The sequence below is a fragment of the Flagellimonas sediminis genome (genome assembly GCF_010500845.1).
GTDB lineage: Bacteria > Bacteroidota > Bacteroidia > Flavobacteriales > Flavobacteriaceae > Flagellimonas > Flagellimonas sediminis.
Map to the genome: position 1 here is coordinate 388,091 of NZ_JAAAMI010000003.1, position 17,548 is coordinate 405,638.

A 17,548-nucleotide genomic window follows, 5' to 3' on the forward strand; every position below is an offset into this window, starting at 1 on the left:
GCGTTAAATGATCGAGGTTGATATGATTATTATGAAATGGGGTCAGCTAATATCCTTTTACCCAGAACCTTCCACCCTATACCCATCAATCCTTTACCCCAAAATCATCCCTGCAATGGTAGCAGAAAGCAAGGAAGCCAAGGAACCGCCCAAAACGGCCTTCATGCCGAATTCGGATAAGTTCTTGCGCTGACCGGGTGCCAAGGAACCGATACCACCGATTTGGATACCGATAGAGGCAAAATTGGCAAAGCCACAAAGCATATACGTGGCCATGATTACGGATTTGTTGTAGGTAAAATGCACGCCGTTCGCCACATCTTTCAGGTCGGCCAACTGAATGTAACCGATAAATTCACTGGCGGCAAGCTTTATACCGAGCAACTGTCCCATTAGCATTACATCTTCATTGGCCACACCAATGAGCCACATGAGAGGGGCAAAAATATACCCTAAAATAAATTCAATTGATAGTCTGTCAAACCGAGTATTTTCAGAAATTATTTCATTTAACGAAGTAAAATGCCAATTAATATTCAATTGCTCTATTGTTATACCGTCAAAGCCTGCTATTCCTCCTAATATGCCATTGATCATGGCGATAAAGGCCACAAAAACCAACAGCATGGCACCCACGTTCAGGGCCAATTTCAAACCTTCTGTTGTACCGTTGGCGATGGCATCCAAAATGTTCGTGCCAATTTTTTCCGCGGACACCTTTACATCGGTGTTTACCGTTTCGGTCTGGGGATATAATATTTTTGAAATAACGATGGCGCCTGGTGCTGCCATAACAGAAGCGGCCAAGAGGTGTTTGGCAAAAACCAATTGAAGTACTGGATCATCTCCACCCAAAAATCCGATATAGGCCGCGAGTACAGCTCCAGCAACGGTAGCCATTCCACCGATCATGACCAAAAGGATTTCGGACCGGTTCATTTTTTCCAAATACGCTTTGATCAATAGCGGGGCTTCCGTTTGGCCCAAAAAGATGTTTCCTGCCACGGATAGACTTTCTGCACCTGAGATTCCAAGTGTTTTTGATAGCAGCCACGCCATTCCCTTAACAATAACTTGGATAACACCTAAATAGTAGAGCACGGAGGTCAATGCGGAGAAAAATACAATGGTGGGGAGCACCTGAAAGGCAAAAATATATCCAAAGGTATCCATATCCACAACAAGCCCTTCAAACAAAAACTGGCTTCCAGCTCGGGTAAACTCAAGAATACTTATAAAAAATTCACCTAATTTTCGAAAGATATATTGCACAAAAGGGACTTTGAGCACCCCTATGGCAATCAACACTTGTAGGGAAAGCCCAATGCCCACGGTTTTCCAGTTGATGGCCTTTCGATTATTGCTGAACAAAAAGGAAATCAGGATCAATACAGCCATACCCAACCCCCCGCGTAAAAGAGTGGTTAATGTAAAACCTTGGTTGGCAATAATTTCTGGAGATGACTGAGTGACGAGGTTTGCGGTTGAGGCAAGATTCAGAGAATCGGCTGGCACGGTATTTTGCCCTAAGGCGATTGAACAAATGAACAGAAGGATCAAGAAACTCTGGGTCTTTTTCGCCATGTACGTTTATTTTCGCTTGGAAATTTCGTCCCTTAATTTGGCAGCCTTTTCGTAGTCTTCATTGGCCACTGCCTGGTCCAATTCTTTGTGTAGTTCTTCCAAGGAAAGTTCTCGGTAGCCATGGGACCCGGCACCGGATTCAATTTCAACAGTTTCTCCCTCCTGAAGGATCTCGTCCACAACAATGCTGTCGTCCTCGTCTTCTTTTTCTTCTTCTTTGGATGAGAATTTCAAGAAGATACCGGCTTTGTCCAAGATGGTCTTGTAGGTAAAGATGGGTGCATCAAACCGAAGGGCCAAGGCAATGGCATCGCTGGTGCGGGCATCAATGATCTCTTCCACTTTGTCGCGTTCACAGATGATGCTGGAATAAAAAACACCGTCGACCAATTTATGGATGATGACCTGTTTTACCACTATTTCAAACCTGTCCGCAAAATTCTTGAAAAGGTCATGGGTCAAAGGTCTAGGAGGTCTAATGTCCTTTTCCAGGGCAATGGCAATGGATTGTGCCTCAAATGCCCCAATGACAATGGGAAGTTTTCGGTCTCCCTCCACTTCATTTAAAATAAGGGCATAAGCGCCGTTTTGGGTTTGACTGTATGATATTCCCTTTATTTTTAGCCGTACTAAACTCATAATCTCCTCCTAAAGCAAAAAAGCTGTCCAAATAAGTGGCTTTACCAGTTATCTGAACAGCCCCTTGCAATGGGCAAATTAACAAAATTTAAGCGTTTTGGGCTTTAAATTCCTTTAATTTTTCGATGAGTTTGGGCACTACCTCAAAGGCATCCCCAACAATTCCGTAATCTGCGGCCTTGAAGAAAGGAGCCTCAGGGTCATTGTTGATCACCACTTTGACCTTGGAGGAACTTACACCAGCCAAATGTTGAATGGCCCCAGAAATACCAATGGCAATATAGAGATTACTCGCCACAGGCTTACCTGTTTGTCCCACGTGTTCACCATGGGGGCGCCAGCCCAAATCGGAAACTGGTTTGGAACAGGCCGTAGCGGCGCCCAAAACTTGGGCCAATTCTTCGATCATACCCCAATTTTCAGGGCCCTTCAACCCACGACCGCCTGACACCACAATATCGGCATCGGCAATGGTTACTTTTCCTGAAACTCTATCCACTTCGACCGATTTTACGGCAAAGTCGCCATCGGTCAATGAAGGATTAAAATCTTCCACAGCGGCCGATACATTATTTTCCACAACTCCGTATGCATTATTGGATACCCCGATCACTTTTACATCGGAAGAAATCTCAGTATGGGCAAAGCCCTTGTTACTGAAAGCCGTTCTTTTTACCACGAATGGGGAAGTGCTATCAGGAGCGGCAACCACATTGGGAACATATCCCGCATCCATTTTAGTGGCAAGTATCGGTGCCAAAAATTTGGTGTCTGAACTGGAGCTTAAAACGATGACTTTGGCTCCTTCAGCTTTAGCAGCCTGTGCCAAAGCATCGGCATAAGCTTTGGCATTGAAGGTGTCCAGTTTATCATTGGCTACTTTCAAAATTTTGGAAACCCCATAAGTGCCCAAGGTTGCATCGTCCTGTGCATTGAACGTTACAGCCGTAACGGTGGTACCCAAATCTTGGGCCACCTTGTAGGCATAAGAAGCCACTTCAAAAGCATTCTTTTTCAATTTTCCCTTAAGGGATTCGGCATATACTAATACTGACATAATATTTTCAAATCTTGTTTAGATAACTTTAGCTTCGTTGTGCAATAGGTCTACCAGTTCCCCAACATTATCAGGGCTAACCAATTTAACGGCCCCTTTTGGTGCAGGTTTGTCAAATTTTCCATCCTTGGTCAACTGTGGGGCGTCCACAGGTTCCACTACGTTCAGTGCTTTTTGTCTGGCCATCATGATACCACGCATGTTGGGAATGCGTAGGTCGCTTTCCTCAACCAACCCTTTTTGACCACCGATGACCAATGGCAAGGAAGTACTCAATTTTTCCTTTCCTCCGTCGATTTCACGCAAAGCGGTAGCTTGGGTTCCTTCAATTTCCAAACCTATGCAGGTATTTACAAAGTTCATTTCCAATAAGGTGGCCAACATTCCGGGTACCATTCCACCATTATAGTCAATGGATTCCCTACCGGCAATGACCAGGTCATAACCACCATTTTTGACCACTTCGGCCAATTGCTTAGCTACGAAAAAACCATCCTTTGGTTCGGCATTTACTCTGATTGCCTCGTCGGCGCCAATGGCAAGTGCCTTTCTTATGGTGGGTTCCGTTTGGGCCCCTCCAACGGTTGCCACATGTACGGTTGCACCTTGTTTTTCCTTGAACCACATGGCGCGGGTCAATCCGAACTCATCGTTGGGATTAATCACAAATTGAACCCCGTTTGTATCAAACTTGGTGTCGCCTTCCGTAAAATTGATTTTGGAAGTAGTATCCGGTACGTTGCTTATGCAAACTAAAATCTTCATATATACTTAAGGTTTATGTTGTCAAATATAGCCAATAATAATTAAATTTATTATGCATGCATAATAAATTTTGTTCTTTTTTTTGATGAAAGGTCAGGCAATGTTCGGTGAGTTTTTGCTATTTTTGCTTGCATTTTTAAGCACGCCAATTCAATTTTTTAGCACGATTTAATGAAAACACTACAGTTTAGGGAAGCTATTGCCGAGGCCATGTCCGAAGAAATGAGAAGGGATGATTCCATTTATTTGATGGGTGAGGAGGTTGCCGAGTACAACGGTGCCTATAAAGCCTCAAAAGGAATGTTGGATGAGTTTGGACCGGAAAGGGTTTTGGATACCCCGATTTCCGAGTTGGGCTTTGCCGGTGTAGGCGTGGGTTCTACCATGAACGGCAACCGACCCATTATAGAATTCATGACCTTCAACTTCTCCTTGGTGGGGATTGACCAGATTATCAATAACGCGGCAAAAATCCGTCAGATGTCTGCCGGACAGTTCAACTGCCCTATCGTTTTTAGGGGTCCTACTGCTTCTGCAGGTCAGTTGGCGGCCACGCACTCTCAGGCTTTTGAAAGTTGGTATGCCAATTGTCCTGGACTTAAGGTAGTGGTTCCATCAAACCCTGCCGATGCCAAAGGACTGTTGAAAAGCGCTATCCGAGATAACGACCCTGTTATTTTTATGGAGTCCGAGCAAATGTACGGTGATAAGGGTGAGGTGCCAGAAGGCGAGTACACCATTCCATTGGGAGTTGCCGACATTAAGCGTGAAGGTAGCGATGTGACCATTGTTTCCTTTGGAAAAATCATCAAAGAAGCCTACAAGGCTGCCGAAGAGTTGGAAAAAGAAGGGATTAGCTGTGAGATCATCGATTTGCGCACCGTTCGTCCAATGGATATCAATGCCATCATCACTTCCGTGAAGAAAACCAACAGAATGGTGATTTTAGAAGAGGCTTGGCCGTTTGGCAACGTGGCCACTGAAATTATCTATCATGTACAGGACAAAGCATTTGATTATTTGGATGCCCCTATCGTAAAATTGAACACTGCTGACACCCCAGCACCTTATTCCCCTGTGCTTTTGGTGGAATGGTTGCCTAACCACGAGGACGTGATCAAGGCTGTTAAGAAAGTGTTATATAAGCTATAGAATCATATTTGTAAGGTATATTAGCCCCGTCAACCTAGTTGATGGGGCTTTTTTTAGGGAACAGTTTTTGATAAGAAAATACTTTGAACCAAATTTGACCTAAGTTTATCAAAGGAAAGCCTTTGTTGTCTTTCTTTGCGTCCCATAAATCCGAGCATGAAAAGAATCCTAACCGTTTTTTTCTTTCTTTCACTTTTACTGGTATCCGCACAAACCAAAATAGAAGGTATCGTGCTGGATGAATACGGTGCACCCATTTCCTTCGCCAATATTATTTTCAAAAACTCTTCCGAAGGAACCATTACCAATGACAATGGTCGTTTTTATTTTGAATCGGACAATACCTATAGCGCCATTATTGTCTCCTTTATCGGGTACGAGACCAAGGAAATTGAACTTGCCCAAAAAGTGAACTATGGCCTTGAGATTGTTCTGGCCGAATCCACCGAAGAATTGAAAGAGGTGGTGGTGTATACGGGAAAGCAATCCAAAAAGAACAATCCTGCCATCGACATCCTTAGAAAAATTTGGGCCAAGGAAAGGCAGAACGGGGTAAGGATGTTCAAACAATACCAATTCGATAAATACGAGAAGATTGAGTTCGACCTCAATACCATAGATAGTGCCTTGATCAAGAGCAAGCTTTTTAAGGGGCTGGAGTTTATGTTCGAGGACTTGGACACCTCCCGCATCACGGGAAAGACCTATTTGCCCATTTTCTTGAACGAGACCTTCTCCAAAGTATATGGTGACAATGTCATCGAAAAGGAAAAAGAGGATGTGTTGGGGAACAAAAACTCAGGTTTTAGTGGTAATCAGGCCATCGCTGCATTTGTGGAGGACCTCTATTCCGACTACGATATATATGATAACTATCTGAAGTTTTTCGATAAAAGCTTTACCAGTCCCTTGTCCAAAACAGGTGTGGATGTGTACAACTATGTACTTTCTGACAGTACGTTCATTGATAATAAATGGTGCTACAATATCATCTATTATCCACGCCGGAAAAACGAGTTAACCTTTAAAGGGGATTTTTGGGTGAACGATACCACTTTTGCCATCAAGAAAATCAACATGCAGGTCACCAAGAGTGCCAACATCAACTGGGTAAAGGAAATCTATATTGAACAGGAGTTTGATGTGGTGAGCGACTCAGTCTTTTTGCTGAAGCGGGATTACATGTTGAGCGACTTTAGTTTTTCCAAGAAAGAGGAGTCGAGGGGAGTATATGGTAAACGCACCACGGTTTTTGATAACTATGTGTTCGATACCAACCGTTCCGAAGATTTTTATAAAGCTGTTTCCGATCCATACGATCCGCGGGTGTTTGCCCAGGATAGTATTTTTTGGAAGAACGCCCGACTCGAGAACCTGAACGCAGACGAATCGGGTATCTTTAAATTATTGGATACCTTAAAGACGGTGCCCAAGTTCCGCACTTATTACGACATTGTGAGTATTTTGGGTTCCGGATATATTGAAATCGATAAATGGAACGTGGATATTGGGGATATCTACAGCACTTTCGGTTACAACGATGCCGAAGGAATCCGTTTGCGTGGTGGTGCGCGCACCTATTTTGGACAGAACGATACGTGGCGTTTGGAAGGATACATGGCTTATGGTTTTGATGACAGGAAGTTCAAGCATGGTTTTTCGGGCAAGTTTTTGCTGGATCGGAAGAATAGACTCATTCTCTCTGGAGGTAACCGAAGGGACATTGAGCAATTGGGCTTAAGTTTGACTAGTACCACTGACGTCATGGGAAGGAGCATCGCTTCGTCGTCCTTGGTGACCGTTGGTTCCAATAACAGGTTGACCAACATTAACCTATCTACCTTCAATGTGGAAATGGAACCCGTAAAAAACTTCAGGATAAGTGTAGGTAGTTCGTTCCGGACCCTAAGTTCGGCCTTACCCGATGCTTTCAGTCTTGATTATGTAGATCCAAACTCTCCAACGGGCATTTCTTCGGAAGTAAAACAGTTCGATTTGAACACTACCTTGATCTATACGCCAGGTAAAAGAACCATTGGTTATGGGGTGGAGCGCGTCAATGTAAACGATGATTACAGTACTTTGGTGCTGAACTATACCAAAGGTGTCAGAGGCTTTTTGGAAAGTGATTTCGATTATGAAAAAATCCAGTTCTCCTATCGCCAACCATGGCAGATTGGTGGTTTGGGCAGGTTAACCAGTAGTGTGGAACTCGGTAAGACCTTCGGGGCCGTTCCTCTGGGACTGTTGAGTGTGATACCAGGTAACCAGACCCTTTTCTCCTTGTACAACGCGTTTCCAAACCTGGATTTTTACGAGTTTGTGACCGATACCTATGCCACGGTACATTTGGAACATAACTTTAATGGACGCTTATTCTCAAGGATTCCTTTCTTGCGAAAGTTCAATCTTAGGGAAATAGTAGGGCTAAGAGGGGCCTGGGGCCAGCTTTCCGACGAAAATATCGCTTTGAGTGCACCGACCAACGTACCATTGTCCGCACCCGAGGATCAGATTTATTGGGAATACTCCTTCGGGGTCGGTAATATCTTCAAAATACTCAGGATAGACTTCAATTTTAGGGGCAATTACCTCCAAAATCCAGATGCAAGACCTTTTGGCATTACAGGAACCTTCGGATTTAATTTTTAATTAATACGAATAAGGCAATTTATGCTCCCAAATCCAGTTGTACTGGTTATTTTTGCAGTAAATAAATCTCTGAAATGTCTAAAAAACCACAAGTTACCTTTGATGTGCTCATAGAAATCCCAAAAGGTAGTAGAAATAAGTACGAATACGACTTCACCCTTCACAAGATCCGATTTGATAGAACCTTGTTTTCGTCCATGATGTATCCTGGCGATTACGGTTTTGTGCCCGAAACCTTGGCTTTGGACAAAGATCCCTTGGATGTATTGGTGTTGGCCACCGAGCCAAGCTATCCAATGGTGGTGATGGAAGTGAAACCGGTAGGGGTGTTCCATATGACCGATGAAAAAGGTCCTGATGAAAAATTGATCTGTGTTCCGGTGTCCGATCCGATTTGGAGCCAAAGGGAAGACATCAGTGAACTGAACCCGCACAGATTGAAGGAAATTGAACACTTTTTCCAGGTATACAAAGATTTGGAAGAAAAGAAAGTAGACACCGGTGGTTGGGGCGATGTGAACGAGGCCATCAAGATCTATCACGAATGTGTACAGCGCTATGAAGAAAGCGAACACAAAAAGAAACGGACCTACACCATATAGATAATAATAACTTTAAAAAAATGCGCTTTTTATAATGAAAAGCGCATTTTTTTTATTACTTCGTATTTTACTACATTAGCTGCCATTAAAAATTTTCTAAACAACTCAATCTATGGATTTAATCGTAAAGTTTTTGCCCGTTTTTGGTATCCTGGGCCTATTGTACGTGTTCATTAAAAACGTATGGATCTCCAAACAGGAAGTTGGGGATGAAAAAATGGCAAGGATTGCCAAGAACATTGCCGATGGGGCAATGTCCTTCCTAAAGGCAGAATATAAAATACTCAGCATTTTTGTGGTGGCCGTAGCCGTATTGCTTTATTTCAAGGGAAGCAATGAGGCGGGCTCCAACGGAATGGTGGCCGTTTCCTTTGTGGTAGGGGCCATTTGTTCCGCCCTCGCCGGTTTCATTGGAATGAAAGTGGCCACAAAGGCCAACGTAAGAACTACACAGGCCGCCCGTACCTCATTGGGTAAGGCGCTTGAAGTAGCCTTTGCCGGAGGTGCCGTTATGGGACTTGGTGTTGTGGGACTTGGTGTTTTGGGCTTGAGTGGACTTTTCATGATCTATAGCGGTCAAGGATGGGAGTTGGGTGAGATCCTGAACGTACTATCCGGATTTTCACTAGGGGCTTCGTCCATCGCACTTTTTGCACGTGTAGGTGGAGGTATCTATACCAAGGCTGCTGACGTAGGTGCCGACCTGGTAGGTAAGGTAGAGGCAGGTATTCCTGAAGATCACCCTCTAAACCCAGCTACCATTGCCGATAATGTTGGCGACAACGTTGGGGATGTGGCCGGTATGGGTGCCGACCTTTTCGAATCCTATGTGGGATCTATCATCGGTACCATGGTATTAGGTGCTGTTTTTGCCACCCTTCCCGAATTCCAGGCTTCATTTGATGGTTTGGGTGCCGTGTATTTACCGTTGGCACTGGCTGCCGTAGGGATCGTGATGTCCATCATCGGAACCTTTTTCGTTAAGGTGAAGGATGGAGGAAATCCTCAGACTGCCTTGAATATTGGCGAATTCGGTTCTGCAGCACTTATGTTGATCGCATCTTATTTCATCATCAAAGGCATGCTGCCTGAATCTTGGATGGAAGGTGGAAAAGAATACTCTGCCATGGGCGTTTTTTGGGCTACCATTGCAGGTTTGGTCGCTGGACTTTTGGTTGGTAAGGTTACCGAATATTATACGGGAACCGGAAAAAAACCCGTCAATTCCATTGTGCGCCAATCCGAGACAGGTTCGGCCACGAATATTATCGCAGGTTTGGGAGTGGGTATGATGTCCACTGCCATTCCTATTATTTTGATTGCCGCGGCCATTTTGGTTTCGCACTACTTCGCAGGTTTATATGGAATTGCCATTGCCGCGGTAGGAATGTTGGCCAATACAGGAATCCAATTGGCTGTTGATGCCTATGGACCTATTTCTGATAACGCGGGTGGTATTGCAGAGATGGCCGAATTGCCAAAAGAAGTACGGGAGCGTACCGATAAGTTGGATGCCGTTGGTAACACAACCGCTGCCATTGGTAAAGGTTTTGCCATTGCCTCCGCAGCGTTGACCGCCTTGGCCTTGTTCGCGGCCTTTATGAAGACCGCCGGGGTACAATCCATTGACGTTTCCCAGCCAGATATCATGGCCGGACTATTGGTGGGTGGTATGCTGCCCTTCGTATTCTCTGCCCTTTCCATGAATGCAGTAGGTCGGGCGGCCATGTCCATGATTGAAGAAGTGCGCCGTCAGTTCAAAGAAATTCCAAAGTTGAAAGCAGCTTTGGAAATCATGAGAAAATATGATTCCGATCTTTCCAAAGCCTCCAAGGAGGATATGGAAATTTTTGAAGCCGCCGATGGTGTGGCCGAATATGAGAAGTGCGTGGCCATTTCAACGCAGGCTTCCATCAAAGAAATGGTAATGCCAGGTTTGTTGGCCATTGCTGTACCTGTTGCTGTTGGATTTATCGGCGGTGCCGAAATGTTGGGAGGACTTTTGGCCGGTGTTACTACTGCTGGAGTTTTGATGGCGATATTCCAATCCAATGCTGGTGGAGCTTGGGATAATGCCAAGAAAACCATTGAAGCCGAAGGCCGAAAAGGTAGTGATGCCCATAAAGCTGCTGTGGTTGGGGATACCGTTGGTGACCCATTTAAGGATACTTCCGGTCCATCTTTGAATATTTTGCTTAAATTGATGTCCGTAGTGGCGTTGGTGATTGCCCCAAGTTTGGTGAGCCTTTCTTCCGACGATATGGCAATGGTGAAAGAGGAAGTTTCCGTTACCATTTCTTCTGATGATATGAAGGAAACCAAAGAAGTTGAAAAGCAAATCCGAGTGGAGGTAAGCAATACCGAAGAAGGGGCTTTTAAGGCAATGGTGATCTCAAGTACCACGATCAATGGTGAAACCGTTGAAGAGGTTGAAGAGTTTACGGCCAACTCCAAGGAAGAACTTGAAAAAAAGATTGAAGAATACAAGAGTGCTAGGGCAAAGAATTAGCTCTCGCTTTAAAGTAAAGCTGGAAAAACCACGCCTTGGCGTGGTTTTTTTATGGTGTCATATCGAGCGGAGTCGAGATGTGAAATTAATTCAATTTAAAAGTAATCGGAATGGCATAGGGAACCTTTACTGGTGTACCCCGCTGTTTTCCGGGAGTCATTTTGGGCAATTTTGAAATGATACGACCAGCTTCTTTTTCCAAACTTTCATGAGGACCACGCAGTTTTACGTCACCGATGCTGCCATCTTTCTGAACGGTAAAAACCACACTTACCCTACCTTGTAAACCCATTTCTTGTGCCAATTCAGGATAACGGATGGTCTTGTTGATGTGTTTGAGCATCATTTCCTGAAAACAGGCTTTTTTTGCCTTTTCATCGGGTTCATTTTCGCAACCTGGGAAAACAGGCGCGTTTTCAATGGTAATGAAAGGCACTGTATCTGGGATGTCATCATCTGCAACCTCAATGTCTTCAACATCTACTATTTCAGTATCCTGATTGGTATCTTCTGCTTCAATAACAGATTCTTCAATCTTTTCTTCGTCATCGGCTATCTTGATTTCCGGTGGGGTTTGGATTTTAGGTTTCGGAAGTTCCATTTTTTGAATGGTAATAGGTACTTCCTCTGGCGGCAGTAAATTGGGATCATTTAGTCCAATGTCCCATTCGGAGATTTTGTCGTAGCTTTTCCATTCCAAGGCCATATAGGCGAGTAGGAGAACACAGGTCATCCCTATGGAAAAATAGAGTTTGCTGTTCCTTTTCAGATCTAATTGTGGGTTTTTCTTTGGTTCCATGATTTTCAAATTTTTTGCCACAAGGGCGTAGTTAATAGTTATGGATGTAATCTGAATCCTAAACTAGTTTGAAAATCAACCTATTAAAAATAGGAATGAGGGAACGGGTCGTTTGGGTGAGGGAAATGGATTTTTGTTTTAATCCACGATGGCTTGATAAACCAAAGACCGCAATTTTCCATGGTCGTCAATGTCACCTGAAGGAATCAATTGGGTGAAATACACTACGGTTAATTCTTCTTTAGGGTCTACCCAATACGTTGAATGATAGGCACCTCCCCAACCATATTCACCGACAGTTCCGGGAGTGCCCCTATCCCCTAAATCTTCAACAACGGAAAAGCCTAGGCCGAATCCGGTTCCGCCAACCCAAGGGAATGATGCATCACCCAAATGGTTGACCGTCATCAATTCAACGGTTTTTGGAGATAAAATTCGTTTTCCGTTAAAGATGCCACCATTTAGCATCATTTGAAGGAATTTGGTATAGTCCAATGATGTGCTCAAAAGGCCTGCGCCGCCTGAAAAACTCTTTCGGGGTCCATCCACATAGGCCCCTTGACCCACCATTCCACCTTGTTCTGGAGCGCGTTCCAATCCATTGTCTTTGGGAGAATACACAACAGCCAAACGATCTCTTTTTTCTTTAGGTAAATAAAAATGGGTGTTGGCCATTCCCAATGGCCCGATTATGTTTTCCTGCAGAAAAATATCCAATGGTTTGCCTGATACAACTTCGATTAGTGCTCCTAGTATATCGGTGTTGTAGCCATACACAAATTGTTCCCCTGGCTGCGATTCGAAAGGTAGTCCGGCCATTCTCGTAACGGTTGCCAAAATAGGTTCTTCCCGATCAGCAAAATACCATCCTTGGATTTTGGCTTTTTTCCATTGGTCCGCGGCAATACCTTCACCATAGGAAACTCCAGAAGTGTGGGTCAATAAATCTCTGATGGTTATGGGCCTATTGCTTTTTACCACCTCGTAAGTGCCGTCTTCCTTGGCTACGGCAACCTTTGTTTCCATAAAGGCTGGGATGTATTTGCCAACGGGATCCGAAATCAAAAGTTTCCCTTGTTCTTGAAGGATCATGATTCCAACACTTACAATGGCCTTGGTCTGCGAGGCAATTCTAAAGATGGAACTATTTGTCATGGGAATTTCACGTGCAATATCATTTTTGCCAAAGGACTCGAAGTAGGCTATTTTTCCTTTTCGGGCAACAAGAATTACTGCACCTGGTAGCTTATCTTTGTCAATATAATCTTGAAATGTGCGGGTCATTACATCCAGTCGTTCTGATGACATTCCCACTTCTTCGGGCGCAACTTTTGTGAGTTCTTGGGCACCTGCATGTAAATATAAAAGTAGGCCTAGAAGAATTGTGGAACATTTGAGAAGTCGATCAATTTTCATTGGAATAAATTTTGATTAAGATACAAATGTTTGGTAACCCAAGTTATTTGGATGTAATGAAAGATTGCTTTTAAAACAACCCGTGGATCTCCGCATCTATGCGGTTGATCACCACCCCGAGGTCTTCTGGTTCCGCCACAAAATCGAGGTTATCCACATCAAAAATGAGCAATTTCCCTTTTTCATAGGTGTTGGCCCAAGCCTCGTAACGTTCGTTCAATCGACTGAGGTAATCAATGGAAATGGAATTTTCATAATCCCTGCCACGCTTGTGGATCTGGTTCACCAAATTGGGAATGGAACTGCGCAGATAGATCAACAGATCGGGTGGTTGTACCAAACTTTCCATCAATTCGAAAAGGCTACGGTAGTTTTCGTAATCACGGTTGGTCATCAGTCCCATGGCATGCAGGTTGGGGGCAAAAATATGGGCATCCTCGTAAATGGTACGATCCTGGATCACATTTTTACCGGTTTCCCTTATCCGCAGGATCTGGCGGTACCTACTGTTCAAAAAGTAGATCTGCAGGTTAAAGCTCCAACGCTCCATTTGGGTGTAAAAGTCGTCCAAATACGGATTGTCCACTACGTCCTCAAAATGGGCTTCCCACTTGTAATGTTTTGCAAGTAAGTTGGTTAATGTGGTCTTTCCGGCGCCAATGTTGCCTGCTACCGCAATATGCATAGGGTGATTGTGTTTTAAGTTGGTGTTTGTTGATCAGGGAAATTCTAATCGCCGCAATATACAAAGTATATCTACTTGACGAAAAAAAACTGGTTGAAATGGCGATAGTTCACTGCCGTATAAAACAAAGTTTTGAAATATGTTTCAAATATGTACTTTTGCTCATCGAACGAGGAAAGATTTGACTGATTGCAACCTCTAAAAAATGCTAAAGCAGTTTATTCTGAATGCACTTCAGGCATCTCCCGTGAGATGTAAACGCCTTAGGGTTCCTTCGTCAAAGCCTTCCCATAAAGTAATACAATGCCATATTTATTTACATCAGAATCTGTTAGTGAAGGACACCCGGATAAGATTGCGGATCAGATCAGCGATGCCCTTTTGGATAATTTTTTGGCCTTTGACCCAGAGAGCAAAGTAGCCTGCGAGACCTTGGTGACCACCGGTCAGGTAGTGTTAGCCGGGGAGGTGAAGAGCCATACCTATGTAGACCTTCAGAGCATTGCGAGGGAAGTGATCAACAATATTGGCTACACCAAAGGTGAATACAAGTTCAGTGGCGATTCTTGCGGGGTTATTTCCTTGATCCACGAACAATCACAGGACATTAACCAAGGAGTAGATCGCGGCAGCAAGGAAGAGCAAGGTGCCGGGGACCAAGGAATGATGTTCGGATATGCCACCAAGGAAACAGCCAATTATATGCCATTGGCCTTGGATATATCGCACAAGATTTTACAAGTGCTTGCCGATTTGCGCAGGGAAGGTACTAGAATTTCCTATTTGAGACCCGATGCCAAATCCCAGGTGACCATTGAATATTCCGATGATAACGTGCCACAGCGTATTGATACCATTGTGGTTTCTACCCAACATGATGATTTTGCAGAAGATGAGGTCATGCTGGCCCAAATCAAGAAGGATATCATCAATATTCTTATTCCAGAGGTAAAGAATCTTTTACCAGCGGATATCCAGAAACTCTTCAACGACCAAATCAAATATCACATTAACCCAACCGGGAAGTTTGTGATTGGTGGCCCACACGGGGATACCGGATTAACGGGTAGAAAGATCATTGTGGATACGTATGGAGGTAAAGGTGCCCATGGTGGAGGTGCTTTTAGTGGAAAGGACCCGAGTAAGGTAGACCGCAGTGCCGCTTATGCTGCACGCCACATGGCCAAAAACCTTGTTGCAGCAGGGGTGGCAGATGAAATTCTGGTGCAGGTGAGCTATGCCATCGGGGTGGTGGAGCCCACATCCATTTTTGTGGAAACCTATGGTTCATCCAATGTTAAGATGAGCGATGGCGAGATTGCAAAGAAAGCCGCGGAACTATTCGATATGCGACCCTTTGCCATTGAGGAGCGACTCAAACTGAGAAACCCCATTTATTTGGAAACGGCTGCCTATGGCCATTTGGGTAAGGAGCCCCAAACCTTGACCAAGGTTTTCGAGTCTCCCTACAATGGAAGGATCGAGAAAAAAGTGGAGCTCTTCACTTGGGAAAAATTGGATATGGTGGACAAAGTGAAAGCTGCATTTAGCCTTTAAAAGTTCAACATCAGTTTAAAAATAGATAAGGAGCCTTGATCAAGGCTCCTTTTTTTATTGTCGTACCCAGCTAACTTTAGTAGCTTTAGGGATCAAATTTGAAAAAGCATGAAAAGTTCTTTTAGGATCCTGTTCTTGAGCCTTGGTTTTTTAATGTTGGCGGTCAGTTGTAAAAAAACGGTAAAGACCGAAGAAAAAGCGGTAGATACCTATGTTGCCGATCATTATACCAAAAAGGAAGTGGACATTGTCATGCGCGACGGCGTTAAGTTGCATACCACCATCTATTCCCCGAAGGACACTTCCCAAAAATATCCAATCCTGATGCAACGCACTCCGTATAGCTCGCAGCCCTATGGAGAGGGTAATTTTAGAACCAAGATAGGACCCAACGAACATCTGATGAAGGAAGGGAACATCATCGTTTACCAAGATGTACGTGGACGTTGGCTCAGTGAAGGACATTATGAAAACATGAGGGCCTACATTCCCAACAAAACGTCCAATGACCAAGTGGATGAAAGTTCCGATACCTATGACACCATTGATTGGTTGGTGAACAATGTGGAAAACAACAATGGAAATGTTGGCGTATGGGGTATTTCGTATCCTGGTTTTTATGCCACTTATGCCACCATAGATGCGCACCCAGCCTTAAAGGCAGCGTCTCCACAAGCGTGTATCGGGGATTTCTTTTTTGATGATTTCCATCACAACGGAGCCTATTTGTTGAGTTATTTTAGGGCCACTTCCTTGTTCGGCACCCCAAGGCCAAACGGGGACCAACCGATTGATACAGCTTGGTATACGTTGCCAAGTCTGCCAACCGAAGATCAATATCAGTTCTTTTTGGACGCCGGTCCATTAAAGAACTTGGACCACTTTTTTGAATACGATACCGCCGATACGCCCACCATGCGACCAGAAGGGGTTACCGATGATTATTTTTGGAACGAGTTGAAGGACCATCCCAATTATGATGCAATGTGGCAGAGTAAGGGCCTTATCCAACACTTGAAAGATGTGAAGAGCAGCGTGGCCACCATGATCGTGGGAGGCTGGTTCGATGCGGAAGATCTATCCGGGCCATTGGAAACCTACAAGAACATTGAAAAATACAACGAGGACAACTACAATACCATGGTTTTCGGTCCGTGGGACCATGGGGGCTGGGCAAGAGATCAGGTAAGGAACGTTGTAGGTAACTACTATTTTGGCGATTCCATTTCGTTGTTTTTCCAGAAAGACATTGAAACCAAATTCTTCAATCACTTTTTAAAGGGTGACGGAAGTCCAAATTCAGGTCTGCCGGAAGCGTATGTTTTTGATACGGGTAGAAAAGAATGGAAGCAATACGATAGCTGGCCACCAGCCAATGCTTCCAAACAGACCATGTACCTTTCCGAAGACCAGGAATTGACTTCGGAGCCTAAATCAACAACAGGGATCCAGTTCATTAGCGACATTAAAAAACCGGTGCCATATTCCGAGGACATCAAAACCGTGTTCACACCAAGAAAATATATGACGGATGACCAGCGTTTTGCGGCCCGCCGTTCCGACGTATTGGTTTTTGAAACAGAACCTTTGACGGAAGATTTGACCTTGGCAGGGGATATTTTGGCCAATTTGAAGGTGGCCACTACAGGTACAGCGGCCGACTGGATCGTAAAGGTGATTGACGTTCACCCAGCAGATACCGAGACCAATGAAGAAATGCAGGACCATCTAAAGATGAGCAACTATCATTTGATGGTGCGTAGCGAGGTGATGCGTGGCCGGTTCCGAAACAGTTTTTCCAACCCAGAACCATTTGTGCCCAACCAAAAGACTGAAGTGGATATCAAACTTCAGGATGTGTTCCATACCTTTAAGAAAGGGCATAGGTTACAGGTTCAGGTACAGAGCACTTGGTTCCCACTCATCGATTTAAATCCGCAGACGTATGTGGACAATATCTTCAAGGCGGACGAATCTGATTTCAAAACACAGACGCATACCGTTTTCACGGATTCGAATATTGAGTTTACCATTTTGAAATAGTTCAAAAGAGATTGGATCTGGACCAAAGGGACATCTTTGATGAAAATTTTCCAAAAGATTAGGAAAATCCATCTTTCCATCAGTATAT

At 44.2% G+C, this 17,548-nt stretch carries 13 protein-coding genes; 6 read left to right on the forward strand and 7 right to left on the reverse strand.

From position 1 onward, the window contains the following. Nucleotides 1–93: 93 nt before the first annotated feature. The 4 genes from GTK07_RS08675 to GTK07_RS08690 all read right to left on the reverse strand — a co-directional run bounded on the left by GTK07_RS08675 (nt 94) and on the right by GTK07_RS08690 (nt 4,045). Nucleotides 94–1,584: a NupC/NupG family nucleoside CNT transporter gene (locus GTK07_RS08675; RefSeq protein ID WP_163634887.1), complete on the reverse strand. Its 1,491-nt coding sequence runs from the start codon at nt 1,582–1,584 to the stop codon at nt 94–96. A gap of 6 nt (nt 1,585–1,590) precedes the next feature. Beyond that, nucleotides 1,591–2,223 (reverse strand): bifunctional nuclease family protein, encoded by a 633-nt coding sequence (locus GTK07_RS08680; protein ID WP_163634888.1) that lies wholly within the window; start codon nt 2,221–2,223, stop codon nt 1,591–1,593. Nucleotides 2,224–2,311: 88 nt separating this feature from the next. Further along, entirely contained in the window at nt 2,312–3,280 is a 969-nt protein-coding gene (locus GTK07_RS08685; RefSeq protein ID WP_163634889.1) for an electron transfer flavoprotein subunit alpha/FixB family protein, read from the reverse strand. 18 nt (nt 3,281–3,298) lie between these two features. Further along, nucleotides 3,299–4,045, reverse strand: a complete 747-nt coding sequence (locus GTK07_RS08690) for an electron transfer flavoprotein subunit beta/FixA family protein (RefSeq protein WP_163634890.1) — start codon at nt 4,043–4,045, stop codon at nt 3,299–3,301. Between the two features lie 171 nt (nt 4,046–4,216). Here GTK07_RS08690 and GTK07_RS08695 point away from each other — a divergent pair, with 171 nt between their 5' ends. The 4 genes from GTK07_RS08695 to GTK07_RS08710 all read left to right on the forward strand — a co-directional run bounded on the left by GTK07_RS08695 (nt 4,217) and on the right by GTK07_RS08710 (nt 10,960). Beyond that, the gene (locus GTK07_RS08695; RefSeq protein WP_163634891.1) at nt 4,217–5,197 is read left to right on the forward strand and encodes a pyruvate dehydrogenase complex E1 component subunit beta; all 981 of its coding nucleotides are present in this window, start codon (nt 4,217–4,219) and stop codon (nt 5,195–5,197) included. A gap of 156 nt (nt 5,198–5,353) precedes the next feature. Further along, complete coding sequence (locus GTK07_RS08700; RefSeq protein ID WP_163634892.1) at nt 5,354–7,849, forward strand: DUF5686 and carboxypeptidase-like regulatory domain-containing protein; 2,496 nt, start codon at nt 5,354–5,356, stop codon at nt 7,847–7,849. A gap of 74 nt (nt 7,850–7,923) precedes the next feature. Then, nucleotides 7,924–8,451 carry an inorganic diphosphatase gene (locus tag GTK07_RS08705; protein WP_163634893.1) on the forward strand — a complete coding sequence of 176 codons (528 nt, stop codon included), beginning with the start codon at nt 7,924–7,926 and terminating at the stop codon, nt 8,449–8,451. 112 nt (nt 8,452–8,563) lie between these two features. Next, nucleotides 8,564–10,960: a sodium-translocating pyrophosphatase gene (locus GTK07_RS08710; protein ID WP_163634894.1), complete on the forward strand. Its 2,397-nt coding sequence runs from the start codon at nt 8,564–8,566 to the stop codon at nt 10,958–10,960. Nucleotides 10,961–11,045: 85 nt separating this feature from the next. Here the strand turns inward: GTK07_RS08710 and GTK07_RS08715 are convergent, their stop codons facing one another. The 3 genes from GTK07_RS08715 to GTK07_RS08725 all read right to left on the reverse strand — a co-directional run bounded on the left by GTK07_RS08715 (nt 11,046) and on the right by GTK07_RS08725 (nt 13,860). Further along, nucleotides 11,046–11,759, reverse strand: a complete 714-nt coding sequence (locus GTK07_RS08715; RefSeq protein WP_163634895.1) for an energy transducer TonB — start codon at nt 11,757–11,759, stop codon at nt 11,046–11,048. 138 nt (nt 11,760–11,897) lie between these two features. Then, a complete protein-coding gene (locus GTK07_RS08720) occupies nt 11,898–13,175 on the reverse strand; it encodes a serine hydrolase domain-containing protein (RefSeq protein ID WP_163634896.1) in 1,278 nt (425 codons plus the stop codon). Between the two features lie 70 nt (nt 13,176–13,245). Beyond that, the gene (locus GTK07_RS08725) at nt 13,246–13,860 is read right to left on the reverse strand and encodes a deoxynucleoside kinase (protein WP_163634897.1); all 615 of its coding nucleotides are present in this window, start codon (nt 13,858–13,860) and stop codon (nt 13,246–13,248) included. A 303-nt stretch (nt 13,861–14,163) separates the two neighbouring features. On the opposite strand from GTK07_RS08725, the gene metK reads away from it, so the two are divergent. Continuing rightward, nucleotides 14,164–15,417 carry a methionine adenosyltransferase gene (gene metK / locus GTK07_RS08730; protein WP_163634898.1) on the forward strand — a complete coding sequence of 418 codons (1,254 nt, stop codon included), beginning with the start codon at nt 14,164–14,166 and terminating at the stop codon, nt 15,415–15,417. 108 nt (nt 15,418–15,525) lie between these two features. Continuing rightward, a complete protein-coding gene (locus GTK07_RS08735; protein ID WP_203583758.1) occupies nt 15,526–17,460 on the forward strand; it encodes a CocE/NonD family hydrolase in 1,935 nt (644 codons plus the stop codon). Nucleotides 17,461–17,548: the final 88 nt, after the last annotated feature.